The sequence below is a fragment of the Citrobacter sp. Cpo103 genome (assembly GCF_030332605.1).
GTDB classification, from domain to species: Bacteria; Pseudomonadota; Gammaproteobacteria; order Enterobacterales; family Enterobacteriaceae; genus Citrobacter; species Citrobacter portucalensis.
Genome location: NZ_JAOWHO010000026.1, coordinates 134,893 through 160,000 on the forward strand (window position 1 = coordinate 134,893; position 25,108 = coordinate 160,000).

General features: G+C 50.7%; 27 protein-coding genes, 1 rRNA gene and 1 other annotated feature (1 of these 29 cut by a window edge). Of the genes, 14 read left to right on the forward strand and 14 right to left on the reverse strand.

What is annotated here, in order from left to right; all coding sequences use genetic code 11:
• Window positions 1-479 precede the first annotated feature (479 nt).
• On the reverse strand, window positions 480-962 hold the full coding sequence (gene smpB, locus OGX89_RS08320) for an SsrA-binding protein SmpB (protein WP_003031211.1): 483 nt from the start codon (window positions 960-962) through the stop codon (window positions 480-482).
• Window positions 963-1,116: 154 nt separating this feature from the next.
• Here smpB and ratA point away from each other — a divergent pair, with 154 nt between their 5' ends.
• Window positions 1,117-1,560 carry a type II toxin-antitoxin system toxin RatA gene (ratA, locus tag OGX89_RS08325; protein WP_003826396.1) on the forward strand — a complete coding sequence of 148 codons (444 nt, stop codon included), beginning with the start codon at window positions 1,117-1,119 and terminating at the stop codon, window positions 1,558-1,560.
• The gene (locus OGX89_RS08330) at window positions 1,544-1,840 is read left to right on the forward strand and encodes an RnfH family protein (protein WP_008785525.1); all 297 of its coding nucleotides are present in this window, start codon (window positions 1,544-1,546) and stop codon (window positions 1,838-1,840) included. The genes ratA and OGX89_RS08330 overlap by 17 nt, the downstream gene beginning before the upstream one ends.
• 49 nt (window positions 1,841-1,889) lie before the next feature.
• Here OGX89_RS08330 and bamE read toward each other — a convergent pair whose 3' ends face one another.
• The 3 genes from bamE to nadK all read right to left on the reverse strand — a co-directional run bounded on the left by bamE (window position 1,890) and on the right by nadK (window position 5,009).
• Window positions 1,890-2,234 (reverse strand): outer membrane protein assembly factor BamE, encoded by a 345-nt coding sequence (gene bamE / locus OGX89_RS08335; protein WP_003826401.1) that lies wholly within the window; start codon window positions 2,232-2,234, stop codon window positions 1,890-1,892.
• 149 nt (window positions 2,235-2,383) lie between these two features.
• Window positions 2,384-4,045 carry a DNA repair protein RecN gene (gene recN / locus OGX89_RS08340; protein WP_125112769.1) on the reverse strand — a complete coding sequence of 554 codons (1,662 nt, stop codon included), beginning with the start codon at window positions 4,043-4,045 and terminating at the stop codon, window positions 2,384-2,386.
• Window positions 4,046-4,130: 85 nt separating this feature from the next.
• Window positions 4,131-5,009: an NAD(+) kinase gene (gene nadK, locus OGX89_RS08345; protein WP_125112768.1), complete on the reverse strand. Its 879-nt coding sequence runs from the start codon at window positions 5,007-5,009 to the stop codon at window positions 4,131-4,133.
• Between the two features lie 122 nt (window positions 5,010-5,131).
• Between nadK and grpE the strand changes: the two genes are divergently transcribed.
• The gene (grpE, locus tag OGX89_RS08350; protein WP_003826408.1) at window positions 5,132-5,725 is read left to right on the forward strand and encodes a nucleotide exchange factor GrpE; all 594 of its coding nucleotides are present in this window, start codon (window positions 5,132-5,134) and stop codon (window positions 5,723-5,725) included.
• A gap of 49 nt (window positions 5,726-5,774) precedes the next feature.
• Here the strand turns inward: grpE and OGX89_RS08355 are convergent, their stop codons facing one another.
• Both OGX89_RS08355 and OGX89_RS08360 read right to left on the reverse strand, forming a co-directional pair.
• Window positions 5,775-7,064, reverse strand: a complete 1,290-nt coding sequence (locus OGX89_RS08355; RefSeq protein WP_003826409.1) for an HlyC/CorC family transporter — start codon at window positions 7,062-7,064, stop codon at window positions 5,775-5,777.
• Window positions 7,065-7,082: 18 nt separating this feature from the next.
• Window positions 7,083-7,874 (reverse strand): cytochrome C assembly family protein, encoded by a 792-nt coding sequence (locus tag OGX89_RS08360; protein WP_003031224.1) that lies wholly within the window; start codon window positions 7,872-7,874, stop codon window positions 7,083-7,085.
• A gap of 165 nt (window positions 7,875-8,039) precedes the next feature.
• On the opposite strand from OGX89_RS08360, the gene ffh reads away from it, so the two are divergent.
• The 5 genes from ffh to rplS all read left to right on the forward strand — a co-directional run bounded on the left by ffh (window position 8,040) and on the right by rplS (window position 11,665).
• Window positions 8,040-9,401, forward strand: a complete 1,362-nt coding sequence (ffh, locus tag OGX89_RS08365) for a signal recognition particle protein (protein WP_003031226.1) — start codon at window positions 8,040-8,042, stop codon at window positions 9,399-9,401.
• Between the two features lie 249 nt (window positions 9,402-9,650).
• Window positions 9,651-9,899 carry a 30S ribosomal protein S16 gene (gene rpsP / locus OGX89_RS08370; protein WP_003031228.1) on the forward strand — a complete coding sequence of 83 codons (249 nt, stop codon included), beginning with the start codon at window positions 9,651-9,653 and terminating at the stop codon, window positions 9,897-9,899.
• A gap of 18 nt (window positions 9,900-9,917) precedes the next feature.
• Window positions 9,918-10,466, forward strand: coding sequence for a ribosome maturation factor RimM (gene rimM / locus OGX89_RS08375; RefSeq protein ID WP_003031230.1), 549 nt, complete (start codon window positions 9,918-9,920; stop codon window positions 10,464-10,466).
• Between the two features lie 44 nt (window positions 10,467-10,510).
• Window positions 10,511-11,278 carry a tRNA (guanosine(37)-N1)-methyltransferase TrmD gene (gene trmD, locus OGX89_RS08380; RefSeq protein ID WP_003826417.1) on the forward strand — a complete coding sequence of 256 codons (768 nt, stop codon included), beginning with the start codon at window positions 10,511-10,513 and terminating at the stop codon, window positions 11,276-11,278.
• A 39-nt stretch (window positions 11,279-11,317) separates the two neighbouring features.
• Window positions 11,318-11,665 (forward strand): 50S ribosomal protein L19, encoded by a 348-nt coding sequence (rplS, locus tag OGX89_RS08385; protein WP_002914145.1) that lies wholly within the window; start codon window positions 11,318-11,320, stop codon window positions 11,663-11,665.
• A 132-nt stretch (window positions 11,666-11,797) separates the two neighbouring features.
• Here the strand turns inward: rplS and OGX89_RS08390 are convergent, their stop codons facing one another.
• The 4 genes from OGX89_RS08390 to OGX89_RS08405 all read right to left on the reverse strand — a co-directional run bounded on the left by OGX89_RS08390 (window position 11,798) and on the right by OGX89_RS08405 (window position 14,563).
• The gene (locus OGX89_RS08390) at window positions 11,798-12,280 is read right to left on the reverse strand and encodes an OmpA family protein (protein WP_003826447.1); all 483 of its coding nucleotides are present in this window, start codon (window positions 12,278-12,280) and stop codon (window positions 11,798-11,800) included.
• 12 nt (window positions 12,281-12,292) lie between these two features.
• Window positions 12,293-13,519, reverse strand: a complete 1,227-nt coding sequence (gene dgcN, locus OGX89_RS08395; protein ID WP_003826449.1) for a diguanylate cyclase DgcN/YfiN — start codon at window positions 13,517-13,519, stop codon at window positions 12,293-12,295.
• Window positions 13,512-14,030 carry a regulatory sequestration protein YfiR gene (yfiR, locus tag OGX89_RS08400; protein ID WP_003826451.1) on the reverse strand — a complete coding sequence of 173 codons (519 nt, stop codon included), beginning with the start codon at window positions 14,028-14,030 and terminating at the stop codon, window positions 13,512-13,514. Before yfiR ends, dgcN begins: the two co-directional genes overlap by 8 nt.
• A 158-nt stretch (window positions 14,031-14,188) precedes the next feature.
• Window positions 14,189-14,563: a DUF2799 domain-containing protein gene (locus tag OGX89_RS08405; protein WP_008785516.1), complete on the reverse strand. Its 375-nt coding sequence runs from the start codon at window positions 14,561-14,563 to the stop codon at window positions 14,189-14,191.
• A 215-nt stretch (window positions 14,564-14,778) separates the two neighbouring features.
• On the opposite strand from OGX89_RS08405, the gene aroF reads away from it, so the two are divergent.
• Window positions 14,779-15,849, forward strand: coding sequence for a 3-deoxy-7-phosphoheptulonate synthase AroF (gene aroF / locus OGX89_RS08410; RefSeq protein WP_003031241.1), 1,071 nt, complete (start codon window positions 14,779-14,781; stop codon window positions 15,847-15,849).
• 10 nt (window positions 15,850-15,859) lie between these two features.
• Window positions 15,860-16,981, forward strand: a complete 1,122-nt coding sequence (gene tyrA / locus OGX89_RS08415; protein ID WP_003826456.1) for a bifunctional chorismate mutase/prephenate dehydrogenase — start codon at window positions 15,860-15,862, stop codon at window positions 16,979-16,981.
• A gap of 96 nt (window positions 16,982-17,077) precedes the next feature.
• Here the strand turns inward: tyrA and pheA are convergent, their stop codons facing one another.
• From pheA to bamD, 4 genes are all read right to left on the reverse strand, one after another.
• Window positions 17,078-18,238 (reverse strand): bifunctional chorismate mutase/prephenate dehydratase, encoded by a 1,161-nt coding sequence (pheA, locus tag OGX89_RS08420; RefSeq protein ID WP_125112767.1) that lies wholly within the window; start codon window positions 18,236-18,238, stop codon window positions 17,078-17,080.
• A gap of 22 nt (window positions 18,239-18,260) precedes the next feature.
• Window positions 18,261-18,386: a sequence feature (Phe leader region), on the reverse strand.
• A complete protein-coding gene (gene pheL, locus OGX89_RS08425) occupies window positions 18,338-18,385 on the reverse strand; it encodes a pheA operon leader peptide PheL (protein ID WP_100250063.1) in 48 nt (15 codons plus the stop codon). (Overlaps the previous feature by 48 nt.)
• A 102-nt stretch (window positions 18,387-18,488) precedes the next feature.
• Complete coding sequence (raiA, locus tag OGX89_RS08430; protein WP_003031244.1) at window positions 18,489-18,827, reverse strand: ribosome-associated translation inhibitor RaiA; 339 nt, start codon at window positions 18,825-18,827, stop codon at window positions 18,489-18,491.
• A gap of 268 nt (window positions 18,828-19,095) precedes the next feature.
• On the reverse strand, window positions 19,096-19,833 hold the full coding sequence (bamD, locus tag OGX89_RS08435) for an outer membrane protein assembly factor BamD (RefSeq protein WP_003826460.1): 738 nt from the start codon (window positions 19,831-19,833) through the stop codon (window positions 19,096-19,098).
• 131 nt (window positions 19,834-19,964) lie between these two features.
• Between bamD and rluD the strand changes: the two genes are divergently transcribed.
• The 4 genes from rluD to OGX89_RS08455 form a co-directional block, all read left to right on the forward strand.
• A complete protein-coding gene (rluD, locus tag OGX89_RS08440) occupies window positions 19,965-20,945 on the forward strand; it encodes a 23S rRNA pseudouridine(1911/1915/1917) synthase RluD (RefSeq protein ID WP_003826464.1) in 981 nt (326 codons plus the stop codon).
• On the forward strand, window positions 20,942-21,673 hold the full coding sequence (yfiH, locus tag OGX89_RS08445) for a purine nucleoside phosphorylase YfiH (protein WP_063941895.1): 732 nt from the start codon (window positions 20,942-20,944) through the stop codon (window positions 21,671-21,673). The genes rluD and yfiH overlap by 4 nt, the downstream gene beginning before the upstream one ends.
• Before the next feature lie 129 nt (window positions 21,674-21,802).
• Window positions 21,803-24,376 (forward strand): ATP-dependent chaperone ClpB, encoded by a 2,574-nt coding sequence (clpB, locus tag OGX89_RS08450; protein WP_003826468.1) that lies wholly within the window; start codon window positions 21,803-21,805, stop codon window positions 24,374-24,376.
• 443 nt (window positions 24,377-24,819) lie between these two features.
• Window positions 24,820-25,108 (forward strand): 16S ribosomal RNA (locus OGX89_RS08455); it runs 1,253 nt beyond the window's last position.

Here is a 25,108-nt window from a genome sequence, read left to right on the forward strand (position 1 = left end):
ATTACATTGATTAGGTCATACAGATGTTCGTTTACTTATCAAATACGTTCGGGACCTGTCGGCTGAATAGTTCTTTCGTATTAGATGATATAGTCAGAAAGAAAGTATTCTGCAACTTATCCATATTAAAAATATATTTGGCTTATTGAAAAGGATACTTTCCGGTGCGTATTTAATGGTTGGTTTTTTAGTTAATTTATTGTATCTAAAGGGTTTGTGATTTAACTGGAATGAGGGGTGATATAATAAACAACAGTAATAATAGTGTTATTAAATAAGTTTAAATACAGGTGGTATGGTCTTGAAGTTTTATTTTATTAGACTATGGAGTGCTACGGTAATGCCAGGGAAGTTTATTTTATACCTGAACGATTCAGCTCAAACAAACCATAAACTCGATGAATGTATTAGGTGGGTTTCAATAACTAAAAAATAAGAACCAGTCTCAGGATGAGAGACTGGTCATAGGGGAGTAGCGATTAGCGACCAGCATTTTTCATAATACGCGCTTTATCTAACTGCCATTCGCGTTCTTTCACATCGGAGCGCTTGTCGTGCTGTTTCTTACCTTTTGCGACGCCAATTTTCACTTTGCACCAGGCATTTTTCCAGTACAGTGAAAGCGCAACGACGGTATAACCGTCACGATTCATACGACCATACAGGGAGTCGAGTTCACGCTGGTTTAACAACAGCTTACGGGTACGGGTGGGATCACATACCACATGCGTTGAGGCAACAGCCATCGGTGTGAAGTTGGCGCCAAACAGGAACGCTTCGCCGTCTTTAAGGATGACGTAGCTGTCGCCGATGTTAGCTTTACCCGCGCGCAGGGATTTGACTTCCCAACCTTGCAGAGCGAGTCCTGCTTCGAACTCTTCTTCAATAAAGTATTCGTGTCGTGCGCGCTTGTTCAGCGCGATTGTGGCTGAGCCAGGTTTGTGTGCTTTTTTCTTCGTCATAATGCCGCTCAGTATAGGTAATCTGGAATCGAAAAACACCCCATTTCATCCAGCGGGGCGCAAGGCGCTATCTTAGCACGAGTTAGGCTATAGCGTTTTTTTTAGCGGGGGATAAATGGTATTATTTGTGTGATTGATATTGATGGAAATTGTTATGCCTCAGATTAGCCGGACCGCTTTAGTACCTTACAGTGCGGAACAGATGTATCAGCTAGTGAATGATGTTAAATCCTATCCCCAGTTTTTACCGGGTTGCACCGGTAGCCGTGTGCTGGAGTCAACTCCGGGACAGATGACAGCGGCGGTGGATGTCTCGAAAGCAGGGATCAGCAAAACGTTCACTACGCGCAATCAACTGACCAGTAACCAGAGCATCCTGATGCATCTGGTCGACGGACCGTTCAAGAAACTCATTGGCGGATGGAAGTTTACGCCACTGAGTCATGAAGCGTGCCGCATTGAATTTCATCTCGATTTTGAGTTCACCAATAAATTAATCGAGCTGGCGTTTGGTCGTATCTTTAAAGAGCTGGCTTCAAACATGGTGCAGGCCTTCACGGTTCGCGCGAAAGAGGTTTACAGTGTCAGCGTCAGCTAAAATTGTCGTTGAAGTGGCGTATGCGCTGCCCGAGAAACAGTATCTGCAACGTGTAACGCTGCAACAGGGCGCTACGGTGGAAGAGGCTATCCGCGCTTCCGGGCTGCTGGAATTACGTACCGATATCGATCTCAGCAAAAATAAAGTGGGCATTTACAGCCGTCCGGTAAAGCTTGCTGATGTTCTGCAGGACGGTGACAGGGTGGAAATCTACCGGCCACTGATTGCTGATCCGAAAGAGCTGCGCAGACAGCGAGCAGAGAAATCCGCTAAAAAATAGCAGACAATAAAAAAGGTGCTCATTGAGCACCTTTTTTGATCTATCAAACCTACTTGTTGTCGGTCAAAGCAGGTTTGTTATCAATGTTGGTCAAAACGCCGCTGCTGTTAAAGGTTAGCGTCAGTGTTTGCTGGGTTACGCCTTCATGACCAGGTTGCTGACGGAACACATAAAACCAGGTGTTAGTGCCAAAAGGATCGGACATCATTGGTGTACCCAGAGCATAAGCAACCTGCTGTTGCGTCATACCCGTGCGCACTTTGGCGACATCGGTAGGTGTCAGATAATTTCCCTGGTTGATGTCAGGGCGGTAAACCACTCGCTCCAGAGTGGAACAGCCTGCAGTCAACATCAGTAGTACTGCTGCAGCAGCAGTCAGCGTTTTACAGCGCATAGTGATTTGATTCCTTTTCGGGCCCGAGCAGTACGCGGCTCATATGTAATATGCCGATGATAATAGACCTTTCACCACTTTAAAACCTTTTGCTGTCGGGTCGGTCGGCGATTTTATGTTGAACTCAGACCTTAACAAGGTAAAAAAGTTTATGCCGCCAGCAGTTCTTTTGCATTTGCGAGGGTATTGCGCGTTACTTCGCTACCGCCAAGCAGGCGGGCTAATTCCTGCAGGCGAGCGCGTTTATCAAGCGGCTGCATGTGTGTTTCGGTCATCGCGCCATCCGTTTCTTTGCTGACGTAGAAGTGTTGATGGCCACAGCCAGCAACCTGCGGCAGGTGAGTAACACACATTACCTGAGTTGACTCGCCCAACTGACGCAGCATTTTTCCCACTACCGCAGCAGTCGGGCCGCTGATACCGACATCCACTTCATCGAAAATCAGCGCAGGTGTTTCCATTTTGCGTGCGGTAATAACCTGAATAGCCAGCGCAATGCGCGACAGTTCCCCACCTGAAGCCACTTTCGCAATCGGCTGCAACGGCTGGCCTGGGTTAGTGGTCACTTTAAACTCTACGCGATCGGCACCGTCTGCGCTCAAATGATGTTCCTCAAATTTCACATCAATGCAAAAGACACCGTGCGGCATTGAGAGAGTATGCATGCTCTCTGTAATCAGTTGTCCCAGTTCCTGAGCATAATGCTGGCGCTGTTTGTGCAGCATTTTTGCCGTTTCCAGAGCCTGCTGGTGGTGATTATTCACCGCCAGGGTTAAGGTTTCGAGCGAGTCGGCCTGATCGTCTAACTGCTGTTGTTCATCCAGCAATGACTGATAGAACTGTGGCAGCGCTTCAGGGGCAACATGATGCTTGCGGGCCAATGAGATTTGTTTGGAAATACGCTGTTCAAGTTCGAACAAACGGTTAGGGTCCAAATCCAGACGATCGCAATAGTGGCGCAGCTCGTCGCTGGCTTCGCTGAGCTGGATAGTGGCCTCTTCCAGCATATCCAGGATACCGGAAAGTTTGCCGTCCATGCCTGCCAGTTCAGTGACCAGGTGCTTTGCGGTGTACAGTTGGCTTTGCAGGTTGATGTCTTCGCCATCCGTCAGGATAGCCAGCGCCTGTTGGCTGGTGGTGAGCAATTGCCCGCTGTTAGCCAGACGCTTGTACTCTTCATCAATTTGCTCAAATTCACCCGGCTGCGGGTTGAATTCGTTCAGTTCCTTTAACTGGTATTGCAACAGTTCCGCCCGGGCTGCGCGTTCCTGACTTTGTTGTTGATGATGCGCCAGATCACGACAGCTTTGGTGCCACAGCTGGTAGCGCGCAGCCATTTCCTGAGTCAGGGACGCTTCATTGGCGTAACCATCCAGCAGAGACTTTTGGTGTTCTGATTTTGTCAGGAGCTGATGCGCATGCTGACCGTGGATTTGAATAAGCAACTGGCCCAGCTCGCGCAGCTGTGACAACGGTACGGCAGTGCCGTTAATGAAGCCGCGTGAACGTCCGTCGCTGCTGATAACACGGCGCAGCAAACATTCACGGCCTTCCTCAAGCTGGTTTTCTTCCAGCCAGCGCAGAGCCGCGGGGGTGTCTTTTAAGGCGAATCGCGCGCAGAGGTCGGCTCGCGTGGCGCCTGCACGTACCATGTCGGCGTCTGCGCGTCCGCCCAGGCACAAACCGAGAGCATCAATGGCAATGGACTTACCCGCACCGGTTTCACCGGTAATAACGGTCATTCCGTTCTGGAAATCGATCTCAAGTTCACGAACGATAGCAAAATTGCTGATGGTCAGTTGTGCCAACATAGCTGTTTTCCTGTATGAAAAACCATAACTGTAATTACATACAGTATAAACTGGTTTTTTATACAGTAAAGAGGTTGGCGTTAAATTAGAATAATTTTTTTGACCAGCCTAGTTTAGTGCTTAATGTGTTGAAATAGCTGTAATCTTTTGGGTGTATCAGGTTTAGATGATAATCACAGCGGCGAATTAATACGTCTTCACCTTCCTGTATAGGCAGGGCGATCTGGCTGTCGCAACTGATTTCCAGATCGTTACGGCGATGAGAGAAGCGCAGGCGAATGGTGCTGCTACTGTTGATCACCAGCGGTCGCGCGGAAAGCGTATGCGGGAACATCGGGACCAGCGTAATAGCATCCAGCGAAGGCGTCAGGATCGGACCTCCGGCAGAGAGCGAGTAGGCGGTAGAGCCGGTCGGTGTGGAAATAATCAAGCCGTCCGAGCGCTGGGAGAAGGCAAAAACTTCATCGATATAGACTTCAAATTCAATCATGTGCGCCACTTTTCCGGGGTGCAACACAACTTCATTGATCGCCGTGCTAATACGCTTCTGGCAATCCTGTTGGCACACCTGGGCTTCAAGTAAAAAGCGCTTTTCGCTGATATAGTGGCCTTCCAGCACGTCAGCTAACTGTTGGTGGGCATTGTCTGGGTCAAGGTCGGTCAGAAAACCGAGATTACCGCGGTTAATGCCAATAACCTTGATGTCATAACGTGCCAGGGTGCGTGCGGCACCCAGCATATTGCCGTCGCCGCCGACTACCACGGCGAGGTCTGCCTGCTGGCCAATCTCTGCGAGCGTACCGGTTTTCACATTTTTCAGCTGCAGCTCGTGGGCGATTTGTTGCTCAACGATAACCTCATAACCTTTGGCGCACAGCCAACGGTAGAGCATTTCATGTGTGGTCAGTGCAGTGGGGTGACGTGGATGCCCCACAATGCCAATACACTTGAAATGTTTGTTCATTTTCTCGAGGTCCTTGTAACGAAGATTAGTGACAATGTGAGTACTTCCCTTGAATCCCTGAATCTGATCCCCATAATAAGCCAAGTTAGCGAGATGAATGCGAAAAAAACGCGGAGAAATTCATGAGTAGTAAAGAACAGAAAACGCCTGAGGGGCAAGCCCCGGAAGAAATTATCATGGATCAGCACGAAGAAGTTGAGGCGGTTGAACCAGACGCTTCTGCTGAGCAGGTGGATCCGCGCGATGAAAAAATTGCGAATCTGGAAGCTCAGCTTGCTGAAGCCGAAACGCGCGAGCGCGACAGCGTGTTGCGTATCAAAGCGGAAATGGAAAACCTGCGTCGTCGTACCGAACTGGACGTAGAAAAAGCGCATAAGTTTGCACTGGAAAAATTCGTCAACGAACTGCTGCCGGTGCTGGATAGCCTGGACCGTGCGCTGGAAGTTGCGGACAAAGACAATGACGCTATGGCGGCTATGGTCGAAGGTATTGAGCTGACCCGTAAGTCAATGCTGGATGTTGTGGCGAAGTTTGGCGTACAGGTGGTTGCGGATATCGACGTGCCGATGGACCCGAACGTGCACCAGGCGATTGCAATGGTAGAGTCTGACGACGTTGCTGCCGGTAATGTGCTGATGGTTATGCAGAAAGGCTATACCCTGAACGGACGTACCATCCGTGCGGCGATGGTCTCTGTGGCGAAAGCCAAAGGCTAATTAGCCTCAGACCGGGTAATGCTGATGCACTACCCGGTCTGGATTACTCTCACTGGTCCGATACGCTTTCCCGCAGCGGTTTGACGGGCAACACCTGCACCTGTTTAATCATATTATCCTGCACGTCGAGAATATCGATATCGTACTGCCCAATACGCACACGTGTGCCAGCAATCGGGATCTCTTCCAGCGCTTCAAGAATAATACCGTTCACAGTACGTGCGTCATCTTCCGGCAGATGCCAGTTAAACGCCTTATTGATTTCACGAACGTTGGCGCTACCGTCAATGATCACCGAACCGTCATTCTGCGGTGTGACTTCTTCGGCAAGCGTCGGTGACATTGAGGTCGTGAAGTCACCAACAATCTCTTCCAGGATATCCTCGACCGTAACCAGTCCCTGAATATCGCCATATTCATTGACGACCAGGCCCACTTTCTTCTTATTGCGCTGAAATTTAATGAGCTGGGTGCTGAGCGGTGTGCCTTCCGGAACGTAATAAATTTCGTCGGCGGCGCGTAACATGGTCTCTTTGGTGAACTCTTTTTTCTCGGCCATCAATCGCCAGGCTTCACGTACGCGTAGCATGCTGATGGCGTCATCGAGCGAGTCGCGATACAGCACAATACGACCGTGCGGAGAGTGCGAAAGCTGACGCACGATTGATTTCCAGTCATCGTTAATATCAATGCCGATGATTTCATTACGCGGGATCATGATGTCATCGACGCTGACTTTTTCCAGATCCAGCACTGACAGCAGCATATCCTGGTTACGGCGTGAGATTTGCGAGCGCGATTCATTCACCAGCGTTCGCAGTTCATCTTTACTCAGCGAACCGCTCACTACGATATCCGTTTTGATGCCCATCATGCGCATCAGCAGCCGCGTGATGGTGTTGAGTAGCCATACTAACGGCATCATCAGAATCTGCAGCGGAGCCAGCAGGACGCTGCTCGGATAGGCGACTTTTTCCGGATATAGCGCGGCAATCGTCTTTGGCAGCACTTCGGCAAAAACCAGCACCACAAACGTCAGTACCCCGGTGGCAATGGCGACGCCCGCATCGCCATACAGGCGCATACCGACAATGGTGCCGAGCGCGGAGGCCAGAATATTCACCAGATTATTACCGATGAGCACCAGGCTTATCAGGCGATCCGGCTTGCGAAGTAACTTTTCAACGCGTTTCGCCTGTCGATTTCCCTGCTTGGCCCGATGACGTAGACGATAGCGATTCAGGGTCATCATTCCGGTTTCAGAACCGGAAAAATAGGCGGAAATGACCACCATGATGAGGAGCGTGACAATGAGCGTGGTGGTGGAGATGTGTTCCACGTAGGATTCCTTAAAGATTTAACTCACGAACTGCTGCAGGATGCGACTGCCGAAATAGGCCAGCGTCAGAATGCCTGCGCCTGCGACGTTAAACCATACGACGCGACGTCCGCGCCAACCTTCATGGTAATGCCCCCACAACAGAACGATATAGACAAACCATGCCACGATAGAGAGAACGGCTTTATCAATGTTCTCGGTACTGAACAGGTTATGCATGTAAAACAGGCCAGTGCACAGGGTGAGCGTCAGCAGAACCACGCCAATTTGGGTGATATGAAACATTTTCCGCTCAATACTCATCAGTGGCGGCATCTCATTGCTGAAGGCCAGTTTCTTGTTTTTCAGCTGGTAGTCAATCCACGCAAGCTGTAGCGCATAGAGTGCGGCGATAATCAGCGTGGCGTAAGCGAACAGCGATAGCCCGATGTGAATCATCATGCCCGGCGTAGCTTCGAGATGAGTGATGAACTCGTTAGGCATAAACGTGGCGAAGGCCAGGTTTATCAGCGCAAAGGCGTAGACAATAGGCAGCAATAACCAGCCACGATTGCGGGACGCGACGATGGTCATTACCGTACAGATCATCAGGCTTACCAGCGAGCCGACGTTCAACAGACTCAGGTTTTGTCCGCTTTCACCGCCGGGTAGGATACGCGCTTCCAGGGCAATAGCATGGCTTACCAGCGCAACGACCGCAGAAAGAATAGCCATACGCCGCCAGCCGCTGTTTTTTTGCAGCAGTGCGGGAATAATCAGCGCGAGGCTGACTGAGTAGGCGACAAGGGCGAGCAGAGCAAAAACGGGCATATAGGTGTCGACAGTTGGCCAGTGATAAAGAAAAGCAGTATAGCGTTACGTGACCGCTGCTCCAACCGTTGCATAACAACAAAGGCGGCTTCATGTTATACTGCGACAAATTTCTGTTGATGTGTCGCTGTCGCGACCGACCGTTTCCACCCCAGGCGAGAGACAATGTTTGATAATTTAACCGATCGTTTGTCGCGCACGCTGCGCAATATCAGTGGCCGTGGACGCCTTACTGAAGACAACGTTAAAGAGACGCTGCGCGAAGTGCGCATGGCGCTGCTGGAGGCTGATGTAGCGCTGCCGGTAGTGCGTGAGTTTATCAATCGCGTAAAAGAGAAAGCGGTTGGTCATGAAGTTAACAAAAGCCTGACGCCGGGTCAGGAGTTCGTCAAGATTGTCCGTAACGAGCTGGTTGCGGCAATGGGCGAAGAAAACCAGACCCTGAATCTGGCGGCACAGCCGCCAGCCGTGGTGCTGATGGCGGGCCTGCAGGGTGCGGGTAAAACGACCAGCGTCGGTAAGCTGGGTAAATTCCTGCGCGAGAAGCACAAGAAGAAAGTGCTGGTGGTCTCCGCGGACGTTTATCGCCCGGCGGCGATCAAACAGCTGGAAACGCTGGCCGAGCAGGTCGGTGTGGACTTCTTCCCGTCGGATGTCGGCCAGAAGCCGGTCGATATCGTTAACGCCGCGCTGAAAGAAGCCAAACTCAAATTCTACGACGTGCTGCTGGTGGATACCGCCGGTCGTCTGCACGTTGACGAAGCGATGATGGACGAAATCAAACAGGTCCACGCTTCTATCAAACCGGTAGAAACGCTGTTTGTGGTCGACGCCATGACCGGTCAGGATGCCGCGAATACCGCAAAAGCCTTTAACGAAGCGCTGCCGTTAACCGGCGTAGTGCTGACAAAAGTTGATGGTGATGCCCGTGGCGGTGCGGCGCTCTCTATTCGTCATATTACCGGTAAGCCGATTAAATTCCTCGGCGTCGGCGAGAAAACCGAAGCACTGGAGCCGTTCCATCCGGACAGGATTGCTTCGCGCATTCTCGGCATGGGCGACGTGCTGTCGCTGATCGAAGATATCGAAAGCAAGGTTGACCGCGCGCAGGCAGAAAAATTAGCCAGCAAGCTGAAAAAAGGCGATGGCTTCGATCTCAACGATTTCCTTGAACAGCTCAACCAGATGAAAAACATGGGCGGTATGGCAAGCCTGATGGGCAAGCTGCCGGGCATGGGTCAGATCCCTGACAATGTGAAATCGCAGATGGACGATAAAGTGCTGGTGCGTATGGAAGCCATCATCAACTCGATGACGATGAAAGAACGCGCTAAGCCGGAAATTATCAAAGGTTCCCGTAAACGCCGTATCGCTGCCGGTTGCGGTATGCAGGTTCAGGACGTAAACCGCCTTCTGAAACAGTTCGACGACATGCAGCGCATGATGAAGAAAATGAAGAAGGGCGGAATGGCGAAGATGATGCGTGGTATGAAGGGGATGATGCCGCCTGGATTCCCAGGCCGCTAATCGGCCTGGCTTGTTTGCCATTTCGGCACCGGGGTGTGCTCGCCATCCTCACGTACTGCGTGTACGCTCCGGTGGCTGCGCGCACGCCGGCACCGAACTGACGGCACCGCCAACGGCCTTTTATAGCAGAGTTATCAACTGCTGATTGCATTTTCCCCAGAAATCAGTAAAATTTTCGGGCTTTTAATATGACACCCGGGCTCCGTTCCTCGATGGGGCCTGGGTGTTTTATTCACACAAGAGGATGTTATGGTTACTATTCGTTTAGCTCGTCACGGCGCTAAAAAGCGTCCGTTCTACCAGGTTGTTGTTACCGACAGCCGTAATGCACGCAACGGTCGCTTCATCGAGCGCGTTGGCTTCTTTAACCCAATCGCTAGCGAAAAAGAAGAAGGCACTCGCCTGGATCTGGATCGCATCGCTCACTGGGTTGGCCAGGGCGCGACTATTTCTGATCGCGTAGCTACGCTGATCAAAGCAGCAAACAAAGCAGCTTAATCTGTCACGGTGGTCATGATGAGCAAGCAACTCGCCGCACAGGCTCCTGTGGAACCCATCGTTTTGGGGAAAATGGGGTCTTCTTACGGTATCCGTGGTTGGCTCAGAGTGTTTTCTTCCACTGAAGACGCCGAAAGCATTTTTGACTATCAGCCCTGGTTTATCCAGAAGGCGGGTCAGTGGCAGCAAGTACAGCTGGAAAGCTGGAAGCACCACAATCAGGATCTGATCATCAAGCTGAAAGGCGTTGACGATCGTGATTCGGCGAATCTACTGACTAATTGCGAAATTGTCGTGGATTCCTCGCAGTTGCCAGCGCTGGAAGATGGTTCCTACTACTGGAAAGACCTTATGGGCTGCCAGGTAGTGACTACTGAAGGCTACGATCTCGGTAAAGTCGTCGATATGATGGAAACCGGTTCGAATGACGTCATCGTCATCAAGGCAAACCTGAAAGATGCGTTTGGTATCAAGGAACGTCTTGTGCCGTTCCTCGATGGGCAGGTTATCAAGAAAGTCGATCTCGCTACTCGTACTATCGAAGTAGATTGGGATCCTGGTTTTTAAACCACCGGATAAACGGTAAAAGTCGGCGTTATGGGGATTGGCTTGTGTTTATAGGTATCGTTAGCCTGTTTCCAGAAATGTTCCGCGCAATTACCGATTACGGGGTAACTGGCCGGGCAGTAAAAAATGGCCTGCTGAACATCCAGAGCTGGAGTCCTCGTGACTTTACTCATGACCGGCACCGTACCGTGGACGATCGTCCTTACGGCGGCGGACCGGGGATGTTAATGATGGTGCAACCTTTACGGGACGCCATTCATGCAGCAAAAGCTGCGGCTGGTGAAGGCGCAAAGGTGATTTATCTGTCACCTCAGGGACGCAAGCTTGATCAAGCGGGCGTTAGCGAACTGGCCACGAATCAAAAGCTGATTCTGGTATGTGGTCGCTATGAAGGAATAGATGAGCGCGTGATTCAAACCGAAATTGACGAAGAATGGTCAATCGGCGATTACGTACTCAGCGGTGGTGAGTTACCGGCAATGACGCTGATCGACTCCGTTTCCCGGTTTATTCCGGGAGTTCTGGGTCATGAAGCTTCGGCAATCGAAGATTCTTTTGCTGATGGGTTGCTGGATTGCCCGCACTATACCCGACCTGAAGTGTTAGAGCAGATGGAAGTACCGGCAGTGTTACTGTCGGGGAACCACGCTGAGATACGTCGCTGGCGTTTGAAGCAGTCGCTGGGCCGGACCTGGCTTAGAAGACCTGAACTTCTGGAAAACCTGGCTCTGACTGAAGAGCAAGCAAGGTTGCTGGCGGAGTTCAAAACGGAACACGCACAACAGCAACATAAACATGATGGGCAGGCGTAAGCCCCCAATATCAGTTTACCCAGGATAAGAGATTAAATTATGAGCAACATTATTAAGCAACTTGAACAAGAACAGATGAAGCAGGACGTACCTTCCTTCCGTCCGGGTGATACCGTGGAAGTGAAAGTATGGGTTGTTGAAGGTTCCAAAAAACGTCTGCAGGCATTCGAGGGCGTGGTTATCGCTATTCGTAACCGCGGTCTGCACTCTGCATTCACTGTTCGTAAAATTTCCAACGGCGAAGGCGTTGAGCGTGTCTTCCAGACTCACTCTCCGGTAGTTGACAGCATTGCTGTTAAACGTCGTGGTGCTGTTCGTAAAGCTAAACTGTACTACCTGCGTGAGCGCACTGGTAAGTCTGCTCGTATCAAAGAGCGTCTTAACTAAGATTCGCGCAAGCGACATCCTGTTAGAAAAGGGCTGGCCGAAAGGCTGGCCCTTTTTTTTATCCCGACGTTTACTCTTTTGTTCTTTATGGCAATGGAAGGACTGCGCGGTGCGCAGTCAGTTGGGGGACGATTATGGTGTCGTGATCACGACCGCCACGCGGCGGTTTTCAGCGCGACCTTTTGATGTCTGGTTGCTGGCAATGGGATATTTCTTCCCGAGTCCCTGAGTAGTCAGGTTGGTGCGGGGAATATTAGCGCCCTGCGCCCAGGCATCGGCAACGACATTAGCGCGTTTGAGTGACAGAGCTTCGTTATAGCTGTCTTCACCGTAGTTATCAGTATGACCATCCAGGCGAGCATGATTTAGCCCGGTAGCTGCCAGTTTGGATGCCATTTCCTTGATCTGTTTTTCACTTTCAGGACGGAGTTTATAGTCATTTTTGTCAAACAGGATGGTGTCAGACAGGCCGAGAGACCAGTCTCCTGATGCTTCAGTAAATCCGTATGATTTCATGGCTGCAATTTGCTCTGGGGTAAATTTTCCCTGAGGTGCCTGACAGCCAGCCAGAATCAGTAAAAGCAGAAGAAACGGGGATAATAAACGTTTTAGCATGTGTGTAATTCCTTATTTTTTAATAATGCGTTCAGAACGCAAATGTTTAGCCTGATACATATTTTGATCGGCAAGTTCTTGTAATTTTTCGGCAGAGGCATGTTCCCACGTCAGCGCAAACCCAATGCTGAGCGTCATGCTTGCCAGATGACCATTATGCAGGTCAAAAGGTCGGTTAAACTCTTGTGACAGTGCCGCGCAGATCCGCTGAACCTCATATTCAGAATGAACGCTATACAGCACCATGGCGAACTCATCGCCGCCAAGTCTGTATGGGTAATGGCGACTCCCCCCAAACTCGGATAACCTTTTTGCGACTTCAATCAGGACCCGATCCCCCGCTGCGTGGCCCCAGGTATCATTAATAAATTTAAAATTGTCGCCATCAAGGAATAACAATGCCGAGCTGCTGTGGGCGGCATCATCATTCATTAGGGCATTTATGCTGCTGCGAAATGCGGCGCGATTTGCCAGACCCGTCAGAGGATCATGTAGTGCAGTACGCAAAAGCTGAGCGTTTTTTGCCTGCAGTTTAAGTTGCCACTCCTCCATCTCGTCCAGCAGACTATTAAAGTCCAGGGCAAAGAGATGAAACTCTTCAATGCGTTCCTCTGATACGCGCCGTGAAAAGTTACGGTTGGTACGAACATCATGTACCACCTCGGTAATGTTTTGCAGTGCATCCACAACGCCATTGTGTAAATAGCGAGTGAGCATTAATGCAATTCCGGATGCCAACAGAATGCACCCGGTAAGGACGGCCAGCGACAAATAGATGAAATGACTGATAACGCTATCGCGCGCAGTCAATCGTACTTCGCCGATGACGTTGCCATTGTGCAAAATCGGCTGAGTGACCGGTTGTGGGAACAGCCAGTGGCTGATCATCCCGCTGATCTTTTCAGTGGTATCCTGCGCGTTATAGCGCCAGGTGGCGATCACCTTCTGGTTTTTATTACGAACTTCTGCAACGGAAAATTGCCCCTGCTGACCCAGTGCCGCCAGCGTTTCAGTTGCTGCAACACTATCAGAAAAGACTAATGCCGCTTCGAGCGTACGGGTCATGGTAGCGGCAGTCAGATCCAGATTCTTTTGCGCATACTGTCTTAATGCCAGCACGGAAGAAATGCTGAGCAGCAGCCAGATCAGCATCATGGTTACCAGAACGCTGATTATGCTGATACGCCGTAATGTTCGCTTAAACGTCGGGCGTGCTATGGGAGAATGGCCCTTATCCATGCTTATTATTCCGTGCAAGCATCAATACGTCTGGACTGACCCTTACGCCGCTGCGTGAAAGGGAATCCATATTTACGGAAAATCTCACATCTTCGTCTTTAATTATGAGGCAAAAGGCGCTGCCAATAACGCATTCGGGGTTCTGTTCAGCAATTAATAACAATGCCTTAGTCGGATATTTATTCTTTAATTCCACCTGATAAGTAGGGGATTCTTTTCCAAAATAAAAACCGTCACACTGCGAAACTAATATTTCTTGTTCCGTACGGATGATGACGGGAAGATAGGGTAATGCGCCTGCACTGGTATCTTTCAGGACACTGGAAAAACGCGATGAAGAGAAAATACACAGTTTTGGGGGCCCGGAAAGTGCAGGCCAGCGTGTATAACTGACGATGCCGGAAACCATAGCGCGTACCGATTTTGCTTCTTCCGTAACGCTTTGGGCATACAGCGGTAATCCGGTCAGGAGCAGTGCCAGTAGAAGTATGAGTCGGTAAGAATAGCTCATGAATAGTTACCTACCAGCGTTTGCTGTAAAACGTCGAAATACATTCAAGATTGTTTGCAACAAAATAACATTATTTTCCTAAGCCGTCATTATTCCTGGAATAATGCTATTGGTGATTTAAGTTAAATCTTAATGGTTTATAAAATATAAACCATTGTTTAATTTAACCTTATCGAGGCAGCGCCCTCGTTTGCCCCTTGCTGCCAGGCGCTGTGTAACTGGTCAACATTTTCGACAGTATCGCAACTGGGCGGAAAAGTTTTCCCGGTCAGGCCTCTGGCATAAACAAAATCCTGCTGGCAGGTTTTACGTTGCCCCTCGGCGTAACCCTTAAGGTATTCCGTACGATCGACGTCGGGGTCATTGTAGTTGTCGGCAAGCGTTTCATTATCTTTAACGGCATAACCCGAAATGGCATCTTGTATCCCGGCGTCGTACCAGTCGGTACCAGTCCAGGTAGGGGCATGGGTGTAGGGGTCTATCTGACATCCGCTAAGAAGTAATAGAAACAAGATGCTGATGAGTTGCTTCATTGCCTGTGCTCCTTCGTTTTTTTAAGCATAGTGGATCTGAAAACTCGGTGGTGTAAATTTAAATGTACATTCATAAGGGCTGTTTTTGCCTTAAAATAACACTATGTAAATTAAAATTTACGGATTGTGGATTGAAATCTTTACCTGTTGTGATATCGTTATTTCCTCCTCGCTGAGGATCAACTATCGCAAACGAGCTAAACAGGATCACCATCATGCAAAAAGACGCGCTGAACAACGTACATATTACCGACGAACAGGTTCTGATGACTCCGGAGCAGCTGAAAGCTGAATTTCCGCTGAGCCAGGAGCAAGAGGCGCAAATCGCCCAGTCGCGTAAAACCATCTCAGATATTATCTCCGGTCGCGATCCGCGCCTGCTGGTCGTATGTGGCCCATGCTCCATTCACGATCCTGAAATGGCGATTGAGTATGCTCGTCGATTTAAAGCCCTTGCCGCAGAGGTCAGCGATAGCCTCTACCTGGTGATGCGCGTCTATTTTGAAAAACCCCGTACCACTGTCGGCTGGAAAGGGTTAATTAACGATCCTCATATGGATGGCTCTTTTGATGTTGAAGCAGGTCTGAAAATTGCGCGTCAGCTGCTGCTTGAACTGGTAAATATGGGACTGCCGCTGGCAACTGAAGCGCTGGATCCAAATAGCCCGCAATACCTGGGCGATCTGTTTAGCTGGTCCGCAATCGGTGCCCGTACTACGGAATCGCAGACTCACCGTGAAATGGCTTCCGGTCTTTCGATGCCGGTTGGCTTTAAGAATGGTACCGACGGTAGCCTGGCGACCGCCATTAACGCCATGCGCGCGGCCGCGCAGTCGCACCGCTTTGTCGGTATTAACCAGGCCGGGCAGGTTGCACTGCTGCAAACACAGGGGAATCCGGACGGTCACGTGATCTTGCGCGGAGGTAAAGCGCCGAACTACAGCCCGGCAGATGTCGCCCAGTGCGAAAAAGAGATGGAGCAGGCGGGACTACGACCTTCTCTGATGGTAGATTGCAGTCATGGTAATTCCAATAAAGATTACCGCCGTCAGCCTGCCGTGGCTGAATCCGTGATTGCACAAATCAAAGATGGCAATCGCTCAATCATTGGCTTGATGATTGAAAGTAATATTCACGAAGGCAACCAGTCTTCTGAACAGCCGCGCAGCGAAATGAAATACGGCGTATCCGTAACTGACGCCTGCATTAGCTGGGAAATGACGGATGCGCTGCTGCGTGAAATTAGCCAGGATTTAAACGGTCAGCTGTCGGCGCGTGTAGCATAAGAGGTTGGTTATGGTTGCTGAATTGACCGCATTACGCGATCAAATTGATGAAGTCGACAAGGCGCTGCTGGATTTACTGGCACGCCGCCTGGAGCTGGTTGCCGAAGTAGGTGAAGTAAAAAGCCGCTTTGGGCTGCCGATCTATGTGCCGGAACGGGAAGCCTCTATGCTGGCCTCTCGCCGGGCGGAAGCGGAAGCCCTGGGTGTGCCGCCGGACCTGATTGAAGATGTGCTACGCCGCGTTATGCGTGAGTCCTACTCCAGTGAGAACGACAAAGGGTTTAAAACGCTTTGTCCTTCTCTGCGGCCGGTGGTGATTGTCGGCGGCGGCGGTCAGATGGGGCGTCTGTTCGAAAAAATGCTCACCCTGTCAGGTTATCAGGTACGGATCCTGGAACAGCAGGACTGGGATCGCGCGCCGGAGATCGTCTCTGATGCCGGCATGGTGATCGTCAGCGTGCCGATCCACGTCACCGAGCAGGTGATCGCCAAACTACCGCGTCTGCCGTCTGACTGCATCCTGGTGGATCTGGCTTCGGTGAAAAATGGTCCTTTACAGGCGATGCTGGCTGCACATGATGGCCCGGTGGTGGGGTTACACCCAATGTTTGGTCCGGACAGCGGCAGTCTGGCCAAGCAGGTCGTCGTTTGGTGTGACGGACGTCAGCCGGAAGCTTATCAGTGGTTTCTGGAACAGATTCAGGTATGGGGTGCGCGACTGCATCGGATCAGCGCCGTTGAACATGACCAGAACATGGCGTTTATTCAGGCACTGCGTCACTTTGCGACCTTTGCTTACGGTCTGCATTTAGCGGAAGAGAACGTTCAACTGGAGCAGCTGCTGGCGCTCTCTTCGCCGATTTACCGGCTTGAGCTGGCGATGGTTGGCCGTCTGTTTGCCCAGGATCCGCAGCTCTATGCCGATATTATTATGTCGTCTGAGAGCAACCTTGCGCTGATTAAACGCTACTACCAACGTTTTGGCGAGGCGATCGGTTTACTGGAGCAGGGCGATAAGCAAGCGTTTATCGACAGTTTCCGTAAGGTGGAGCATTGGTTTGGCGATTATGCGAAACGCTTCCAGAGTGAAAGCCGTACTTTGTTACGCCAGGCGAATGATAGCCGTCCTTAATTAAGATGCCGGATGGCGGCTTCGCCTTATCCGGCCTTCAAAAATCGTATGAACCGTAGGCCGGATAAGCGTAGCGCCATCCGGCATTGTCAAACGTTAGCTCGGATCGACTGGCACCACGTTCTCACTTGGATAGCACCCCAGTACTTTCATCGAACGCGTAATCTCACCCAGCTCTTTCAATGCTTTTTGCATCTGGGGCGACTCCAGGTTGGCCTGGATATCAAGATAAAACATCTCTTCCCACGGATTGCCGTGAATCGGGCGTGACTCCAGTTTAGTCATAATCAGATTATGGTTACGCAGTACCAGCAGCGCCTCAACCAGCGCACCGGCCTGTTGTCCTGTTGCCATCAGCAGCGTGGTTTTTGCCGGAACCTGGTTGGATACATTGATTGCTTTACGTGCCAGCACCACGAAACGGGTGATGTTTTGCGACTGGTTAGCCTCAATATGTTCGAGAACCTGCAATCCATACAGTACGCCTCCGGCTTCGCTCCCCAGGGCCGCCACGCGCGGTGAGTTAGCCTGCGCAACTTTTTCCATCGCCGCAGAGGTGCTTTCGGTGTACTCAATCTTCCAGTGCGGGTAGCGATTCAGGAACTTGCTGCACTGCTGGAACGGCTGCGGATGACTATATACCGTTTCAATGGTCTCAAGATCCGTTGTGCCAGACACCAGTACACAGTGGTCTATTTTAATGGTCATCTCGCCAACGATAGACAGGCTGGTGTGCTGCAGCAGGTCGTAAACGTCGTTAATCCCACCGGAGCTGGTGTTTTCAATCGGAACTACAGCATAGTCAGCCTGTCCGGTTTCGACCTGATTAAAGATATCGGCAAATTTTGCGCAGCCGCTTTCAATAAATTGTTCAAAATGGCGGGCAGCGTACTGACGTGCTGCGAGGTGAGAATATGACCCTTTTGGCCCAAGGAAGGCCACGCGCGCGGAGTGTGGGTTAATTTTGTTCAGGTGCTGCTGGAGCAGTGCCTGTTGAGTCAGGACGGAGTCTTCGATGATGAGCTGGAACAGGCGAGTAATGTAGTGAGCATCAAGATGATGTGCTTTGCCAAGCTGAATGAGTCGGTCCAAAAGGTCACGTTCACGGTCGATATCACGAACCGGACGATGCGAAAGCAGTTTGGCTTTACCAACTTCTACGGCCAGTCCACGTCGCTCAGCCAGCAGGGCCAGTAATTTTTCATCCAGCGTGCTGATCTTATCGCGCAGCGCCAGCAATGGGTTTTCCGATGTCATAGTGTTGCCTTTCTTGTTATCAATAAAAAAGGCCCCCCGTTGTGGGAGGCCTTATTGTTCGTCTTCGCATTCTTTATCACACGACGAAACGCCTCCCATTCAGGGGAAGGTAAAAAAGAATGCGAAGAAGAACGGGACAAGTTTCATGTAATTTTCCTTTGGCTACGTCAGTAAAGTACCCGTACTGTTTTCACCCTGTCAACAAAAAACGCGCCCGAAGGCGCGTTGGCGATACACTCAATGTAAGGGACTACTCTTCTTCTGCTTCGACGAAGTTGGCGTCTTTGACTGAAGTTGTTGCACGACGGGCTTCGCCTTTGTGCTGCACTTTATTGAGCTGCCGTTCCAGCTTGTTGATCAAATCGTTAATTGCGGTGTACATATCCTCGTGTTTTGCGCTGGCGACCAGATGTCCGTTCGGTGTATTGATGGTGGCATCAGCAATGAAACCCTGTGGCTCCTTAGACAGAATGATATGTGGATTAATCAGATGAGTTTGCCATTTTTCTAGTTTGGCGAGACGGTCTGCGACATGCTGGCGAATTGCCGGAGTAATTTCCATTTGTTTACTGGTAATGTTCATTGTCATAAATTTTACCTCTTGTCTTTCCCGTCTTGGTGATTCCAGCATACCGTTCCCAATGTCAAAATGTGTGATCTAAATCACATTATTTTGTCGCTTTTTGTCAAGAAAACCTTTTTGTGAGGCACCGCAGGAACAGGCGATTTTTTACTTGAGGAATACCTGAAAGCAGGCCATATTTGATGGGATGCGTCGGAGCTAAACCGCTTCAGTTGTGGCGTTAACGGATAAAAAACGGCAGCCCTTGGGCTGCCGTTTTGCATTCTGAGGCAAATCAGGTATTGCTGCTGTTGGCGGCAATGATTTTCGCGACTTTTTCAGCCTGCGCATTCATCTGCATCTGGCGATAAGCGTTTTCCATCAACGGCAGGGCATTACGTGTTGCCTGGGTATCAGGGTAGTCGCGCAGCATGCCTTCCACACGGTTTACCACGGCAACCCATGCGCCGCGGGCAGTGTAGTATTCTGCAACGGAGTATTCATACTTCGCCAGGCGGTCTTTCAGGAACACCAGACGTTTGGTGGCGTCAGTGGTGTACTGGCTATTCGGATACCCACGCACCAGTTTGGAAAAGTCATTAAACGCAGCTCGGGCATGTTGTGGATCGCGATCGCTGCGATCAACACCAAAGAATCCTTGCAGTGCGCTATCATCCAACGCCATATTGGTCAGGCCACGCATATACATGACATAATCAATGTTAGGGTGTGTCGGGTTAAGACGGATAAAACGATCGATAGCAGCCTGAGCAAGTGGCAGATCGGCGTTTTTGTAGTAGGCGTAGATGAGATCTAATTGCACCTGCTGAGAATACGGTCCAAATGGATAACGGTTATCCAACGCTTCCAATTGCGTTATTGCCTGTTTCCAGTTACCGTCCTGCAGCTTTTGCTGAGCAGTCGCGTAGATTTCATTTGGCGGATTATCGGGCACCTCTTCCTTTGAACCAGAGCAACCCGCCAAAAACAGGCTCAACGTGGCTGCTGCCACCAGATATTTCATGCGCGTCATGACGTTTTGACTTTCCTCAAAATGTAATACGGGAGATTCTCTGTTCCTGCTCCCGGTTAAGACCAGCTACAATAGCACACTATATTAAACGGCAAAGCCGTAAAACCCAACGTTAAACGAAGAAGCAGTTTATGGCACAACGAGTAGAACTCACCGCAACAGTCTCCGAAAATCAGCTCGGTCAACGCTTAGATCAGGCTTTGGCCGAATTGTTCCCTGATTATTCGCGATCGCGCATAAAAGAATGGATCCTCGACCAGCGCGTACTGGTAAATGACCAACTTTGCGATAAACCGAAAGAAAAAGTGTTGGGTGGAGAGCGTGTCTCCATCAACGCAGAAATTGATGAAGAGGTTCGTTTTGAACCTCAGGATATCCCACTGGATATCGTTTATGAAGATGACGACATTCTTGTCATCAACAAACCCCGTGACCTTGTAGTGCATCCGGGCGCCGGGAATCCCGATGGCACGGTATTGAATGCGTTACTGCATTACTACCCGCCAATCGCGGATGTTCCTCGTGCTGGTATCGTGCACCGTCTGGATAAAGACACGACCGGATTAATGGTGGTGGCAAAAACGGTTCCGGCGCAAACACGTTTGGTGGAGTCGTTGCAGCTGCGCGAAATTACCCGTGAGTACGAAGCCGTGGCGATTGGTCACATGACTGCTGGCGGAACCGTTGAGGAACCGATTAGCCGTCACCCGACCAAGCGTACGCACATGGCCGTACACCCAATGGGGAAACCGGCGGTAACGCACTATCGCATTATGGAACACTTCCGTGTGCACACGCGTCTGCGGTTGCGTCTGGAAACCGGACGTACGCACCAGATCCGCGTGCACATGGCACATATCACTCATCCTCTGGTGGGCGATCAGGTCTACGGTGGCCGTCCACGTCCACCGAAAGGCGCTTCTGACGAATTTATCTCCGTACTGCGTAAGTTCGACCGTCAGGCGCTGCATGCGACCATGCTGCGTTTGTATCACCCGATTTCCGGTATCGAAATGGAATGGCATGCGCCGATTCCACAAGATATGGTGCAATTGATTGAAGTGATGCGCGCTGATTTCGAAGAACACAAGGATGATATTGCCTGGCTATGAGTAAGCTAATTGTCCCGCAGTGGCCGATACCGCAAGGTGTCGCGGCGTGTAGTTCTACCCGTATTGGCGGAGTCAGTATGCCGCCTTACGATTCGCTGAATCTGGGCGCCCATTGCGGCGATAACCCGGAGCATGTTGAAGAGAACCGCAAACGACTGTTTGCTGCGGGCAATCTGCCGTCAAAGCCGGTCTGGCTGGAGCAGGTCCACGGTAAGGATGTCCTGAAACTGACCGGCGAGCCTTACGCCTCCAAACGTGCAGATGCGTCGTACAGCAACACGCCGGGCACCGTGTGTGCGGTGATGACCGCTGATTGTTTGCCGGTGTTGTTTTGCAATCGTGCCGGAACGGAAGTTGCTGCTGCCCATGCGGGTTGGCGCGGATTATGCGCCGGCGTGCTGGAAGAGACGGTGGCGTGTTTTGCCGACAAACCTGAAAACATTATTGCCTGGCTAGGCCCGGCGATAGGTCCAAACGCGTTTGAAGTTGGACCAGAAGTCCGCGAGGCGTTCATGACGAAAGATCCGCAAGCGGACCTTGCATTTGTGCCGCGCGGCGACAAGTATCTGGCGGATATCTACCAGCTTGCCCGTCAGCGCCTGGCCAATGTCGGCGTGGAGAATCTCTACGGTGGCGACCGTTGCACCTTCAGCGAAAGTGAGACGTTCTTCTCTTATCGTCGCGACAATACCACGGGTCGTATGGCAAGTTTTATTTGGCTGATATAACCTAAAGAATCAAGACGATCCGGTACGTGTAATTTTCTTTTCACATAATTCAGGTCATTCACCTTGAATAATTGAGGGATGACCTCATTTAATCTCCAGTAGCAATTTTGACCTGTTATGGGAGGAGTTATGCGTCTGGATCGTCTTACTAATAAATTCCAGCTTGCTCTTGCCGATGCCCAGTCACTCGCATTGGGGCACGACAATCAATTTATCGAACCACTTCATCTAATGAGCGCCTTGCTGAATCAGGAAGGGGGATCGGTACGTCCTTTATTAACGTCTGCTGGCATTAATGCTGGCCAGTTACGTACAGCCATTGACCAGGCGTTGAGCCGTTTGCCACAGGTAGAAGGTACCGGCGGCGATGTGCAGCCTTCTCAGGAACTGGTGCGTGTACTGAATCTTTGCGACAAGCTGGCGCAAAAACGTGGGGACAACTTTATTTCGTCAGAACTGTTCGTTCTGGCGGCGCTTGAGTCACGCGGTACGCTGACCGATTTATTAAAATCAGCAGGCGCGACGACCGCCAATATCACTCAGGCAATTGAACAAATGCGTGGAGGTGAAAGCGTGAATGACCAGGGGGCTGAAGACCAACGTCAGGCCTTGAAAAAATATACCGTTGATCTGACCGAACGTGCCGAACAGGGCAAACTCGATCCGGTCATCGGCCGTGATGAAGAAATTCGCCGTACCATTCAGGTGCTGCAACGTCGTACTAAAAATAACCCGGTGTTAATCGGTGAACCCGGTGTCGGTAAAACCGCCATCGTTGAAGGGCTGGCCCAACGCATCATCAATGGTGAAGTGCCGGAAGGCTTAAAAGGCCGTCGTGTACTGGCACTGGATATGGGCGCGCTGGTGGCTGGGGCCAAATATCGTGGTGAATTTGAAGAACGTTTAAAAGGTGTGCTGAACGATCTCTCGAAACAGGAAGGCAACGTCATTCTGTTTATCGACGAATTGCATACCATGGTTGGGGCGGGTAAAGCCGATGGCGCAATGGACGCCGGGAACATGCTGAAACCTGCGTTGGCCCGTGGGGAGCTGCACTGCGTAGGCGCAACAACGCTTGATGAATATCGCCAGTACATCGAAAAAGATGCGGCGCTGGAACGTCGTTTCCAGAAAGTGTTTGTGGCTGAACCTTCAGTGGAAGACACCATCGCAATCTTGCGTGGCCTGAAAGAACGTTATGAACTGCACCATCATGTGCAGATTACTGACCCGGCGATTGTTGCGGCAGCTACGCTGTCTCACCGCTATATTGCCGATCGTCAGTTGCCGGATAAAGCTATCGACCTTATTGACGAAGCGGCATCCAGCATTCGTATGCAGATTGACTCCAAGCCGGAGGAACTCGACAGACTCGACCGCCGTATTATCCAGCTCAAACTGGAACAGCAGGCATTAATGAAAGAGTCTGATGAGGCAAGTAAAAAACGTCTCGATATGCTCAACGAAGAGCTGGACGACAAAGAACGTCAGTATTCTGAGTTAGAGGAAGAGTGGAAAGCTGAAAAAGCTTCCCTCTCGGGAACGCAAACTATCAAGGCTGAGCTGGAGCAGGCAAAAATCGCCATCGAACAGGCGCGCCGCGTTGGCGACCTGGCGCGGATGTCTGAACTGCAGTACGGCAAAATTCCTGAACTGGAAAAACAGCTGGAAGCAGCTACCCAGTCTGAAGGCAAAACCATGCGTCTGCTGCGTAATAAAGTCACGGATGCAGAAATTGCTGAGGTGCTGGCGCGCTGGACCGGGATCCCAGTTGCTCGCATGCTGGAAGGTGAACGGGAAAAACTATTGCGTATGGAGCAGGAGCTGCACAGCCGCGTGATTGGTCAGAACGAAGCGGTGGAAGCCGTTTCTAACGCCATCCGTCGTAGCCGTGCGGGCTTGTCCGATCCGAATCGTCCGATTGGTTCATTCCTGTTCCTTGGTCCAACCGGTGTCGGTAAAACCGAACTGTGCAAAGCGCTGGCAAACTTTATGTTCGACAGTGACGATGCAATGGTGCGTATCGATATGTCCGAGTTTATGGAGAAACACTCCGTGTCTCGTTTGGTCGGGGCACCTCCGGGATATGTCGGTTATGAAGAAGGTGGTTACCTGACGGAAGCAGTACGTCGTCGTCCTTACTCTGTCATCTTGTTGGATGAAGTGGAGAAGGCGCATCCGGATGTGTTCAACATTCTGCTGCAGGTGCTTGATGATGGTCGTCTGACTGACGGACAGGGGAGAACGGTCGACTTCCGTAATACGGTTGTCATTATGACCTCAAACCTGGGTTCCGATCTGATCCAGGAACGCTTCGGTGAGCTGGATTACGGCCATATGAAAGATATGGTGCTGGGCGTTGTGAGCAATAACTTCCGCCCGGAATTCATCAACCGTATAGATGAGGTTGTTGTGTTCCACCCGCTGGGTGAGCAGCATATTGCTTCTATTGCTCAGATCCAGTTGCAGCGTCTGTACAAACGTCTGGAAGAGCGTGGCTATGAAATCCATATTTCTGACGAGGCGCTTAAACTGCTGAGCGCGAATGGTTACGATCCGGTGTATGGCGCGCGTCCATTGAAACGTGCTATCCAGCAGCAGATCGAAAACCCGCTGGCGCAGCAAATTCTGTCTGGTGAACTGATTCCGGGCAAAACGATTCGTCTGGAAGTGAATGACGATCGCATAGTGGCAGTGCAGTAAGTCACAAAACAACAATAAACGGGCCCTGCGGGGCTCGTTTTTGTTTAAAATCCAGGAGGAAATGGACGTATTGATTGAAAAGTAATCGCTTGATAAGTTTTTTATATTTTTAACTTGTCAGCCTGAAATAACTCCCTATAATGCGCCTCCACTGACACGGAACAACGGATTACAAGCCGCCGGGTCAGCGGGGTTCCACTGAGAACTCCGGCGAAGAAAGCGAAATTAAATGCTTGACTTCGTAGCGGGATGGCGTAATATGCACACCCCGCGCCGCTGAGAAAAAGCGAAGCGGCACTGCTCTTTAACAATTTATCAGACAATCTGTGTGGGCACTCGAAGATACGGATTCTTAACGTCGCAAGACGAAAAATGAATACCAAGTCTCAACGAGTGAACACGTAATTCATTACGAAGTTTAATTCATTGAGCATCAAACTTTTAAATTGAAGAGTTTGATCATGGCTCAGATTGAACGCTGGCGGCAGGCCTAACACATGCAAGTCGAACGGTAGCACAGAGGAGCTTGCTCCTTGGGTGACGAGTGGCGGACGGGTGAGTAATGTCTGGGAAACTGCCCGATGGAGGGGGATAACTACTGGAAACGGTAGCTAATACCGCATAACGTCGCAAGACCAAAGAGGGGGACCTTCGGGCCTCTTGCCATCGGATGTGCCCAGATGGGATTAGCTAGTAGGTGGGGTAACGGCTCACCTAGGCGACGATCCCTAG

Excerpts from the sequence above, each read along its gene's own strand:
- smpB (WP_003031211.1), bottom strand. The coding sequence starts at position 962 with ATGACGAAGAAAAAAGCACACAAACCTGGCTCAGCCACAATCGCGCTG.
- tyrA (WP_003826456.1), top strand. The coding sequence starts at position 15,860 with ATGGTTGCTGAATTGACCGCATTACGCGATCAAATTGATGAAGTCGAC.
- bamD (WP_003826460.1), bottom strand. The coding sequence starts at position 19,833 with ATGACGCGCATGAAATATCTGGTGGCAGCAGCCACGTTGAGCCTGTTT.
- yfiH (WP_063941895.1), top strand. The coding sequence starts at position 20,942 with ATGAGTAAGCTAATTGTCCCGCAGTGGCCGATACCGCAAGGTGTCGCG.
- dgcN (WP_003826449.1), bottom strand. The coding sequence starts at position 13,519 with ATGGATAAGGGCCATTCTCCCATAGCACGCCCGACGTTTAAGCGAACA.
- yfiR (WP_003826451.1), bottom strand. The coding sequence starts at position 14,030 with ATGAGCTATTCTTACCGACTCATACTTCTACTGGCACTGCTCCTGACC.
- pheA (WP_125112767.1), bottom strand. The coding sequence starts at position 18,238 with ATGACATCGGAAAACCCATTGCTGGCGCTGCGCGATAAGATCAGCACG.
- clpB (WP_003826468.1), top strand. The coding sequence starts at position 21,803 with ATGCGTCTGGATCGTCTTACTAATAAATTCCAGCTTGCTCTTGCCGAT.
- rpsP (WP_003031228.1), top strand. The coding sequence starts at position 9,651 with ATGGTTACTATTCGTTTAGCTCGTCACGGCGCTAAAAAGCGTCCGTTC.
- ratA (WP_003826396.1), top strand. The coding sequence starts at position 1,117 with ATGCCTCAGATTAGCCGGACCGCTTTAGTACCTTACAGTGCGGAACAG.
- nadK (WP_125112768.1), bottom strand. The coding sequence starts at position 5,009 with ATGAACAAACATTTCAAGTGTATTGGCATTGTGGGGCATCCACGTCAC.
- grpE (WP_003826408.1), top strand. The coding sequence starts at position 5,132 with ATGAGTAGTAAAGAACAGAAAACGCCTGAGGGGCAAGCCCCGGAAGAA.
- aroF (WP_003031241.1), top strand. The coding sequence starts at position 14,779 with ATGCAAAAAGACGCGCTGAACAACGTACATATTACCGACGAACAGGTT.
- rluD (WP_003826464.1), top strand. The coding sequence starts at position 19,965 with ATGGCACAACGAGTAGAACTCACCGCAACAGTCTCCGAAAATCAGCTC.
- OGX89_RS08390 (WP_003826447.1), bottom strand. The coding sequence starts at position 12,280 with ATGCTAAAACGTTTATTATCCCCGTTTCTTCTGCTTTTACTGATTCTG.
- OGX89_RS08405 (WP_008785516.1), bottom strand. The coding sequence starts at position 14,563 with ATGAAGCAACTCATCAGCATCTTGTTTCTATTACTTCTTAGCGGATGT.
- recN (WP_125112769.1), bottom strand. The coding sequence starts at position 4,045 with ATGTTGGCACAACTGACCATCAGCAATTTTGCTATCGTTCGTGAACTT.
- bamE (WP_003826401.1), bottom strand. The coding sequence starts at position 2,234 with ATGCGCTGTAAAACGCTGACTGCTGCTGCAGCAGTACTACTGATGTTG.
- raiA (WP_003031244.1), bottom strand. The coding sequence starts at position 18,827 with ATGACAATGAACATTACCAGTAAACAAATGGAAATTACTCCGGCAATT.
- OGX89_RS08360 (WP_003031224.1), bottom strand. The coding sequence starts at position 7,874 with ATGCCCGTTTTTGCTCTGCTCGCCCTTGTCGCCTACTCAGTCAGCCTC.
- rimM (WP_003031230.1), top strand. The coding sequence starts at position 9,918 with ATGAGCAAGCAACTCGCCGCACAGGCTCCTGTGGAACCCATCGTTTTG.
- ffh (WP_003031226.1), top strand. The coding sequence starts at position 8,040 with ATGTTTGATAATTTAACCGATCGTTTGTCGCGCACGCTGCGCAATATC.
- rplS (WP_002914145.1), top strand. The coding sequence starts at position 11,318 with ATGAGCAACATTATTAAGCAACTTGAACAAGAACAGATGAAGCAGGAC.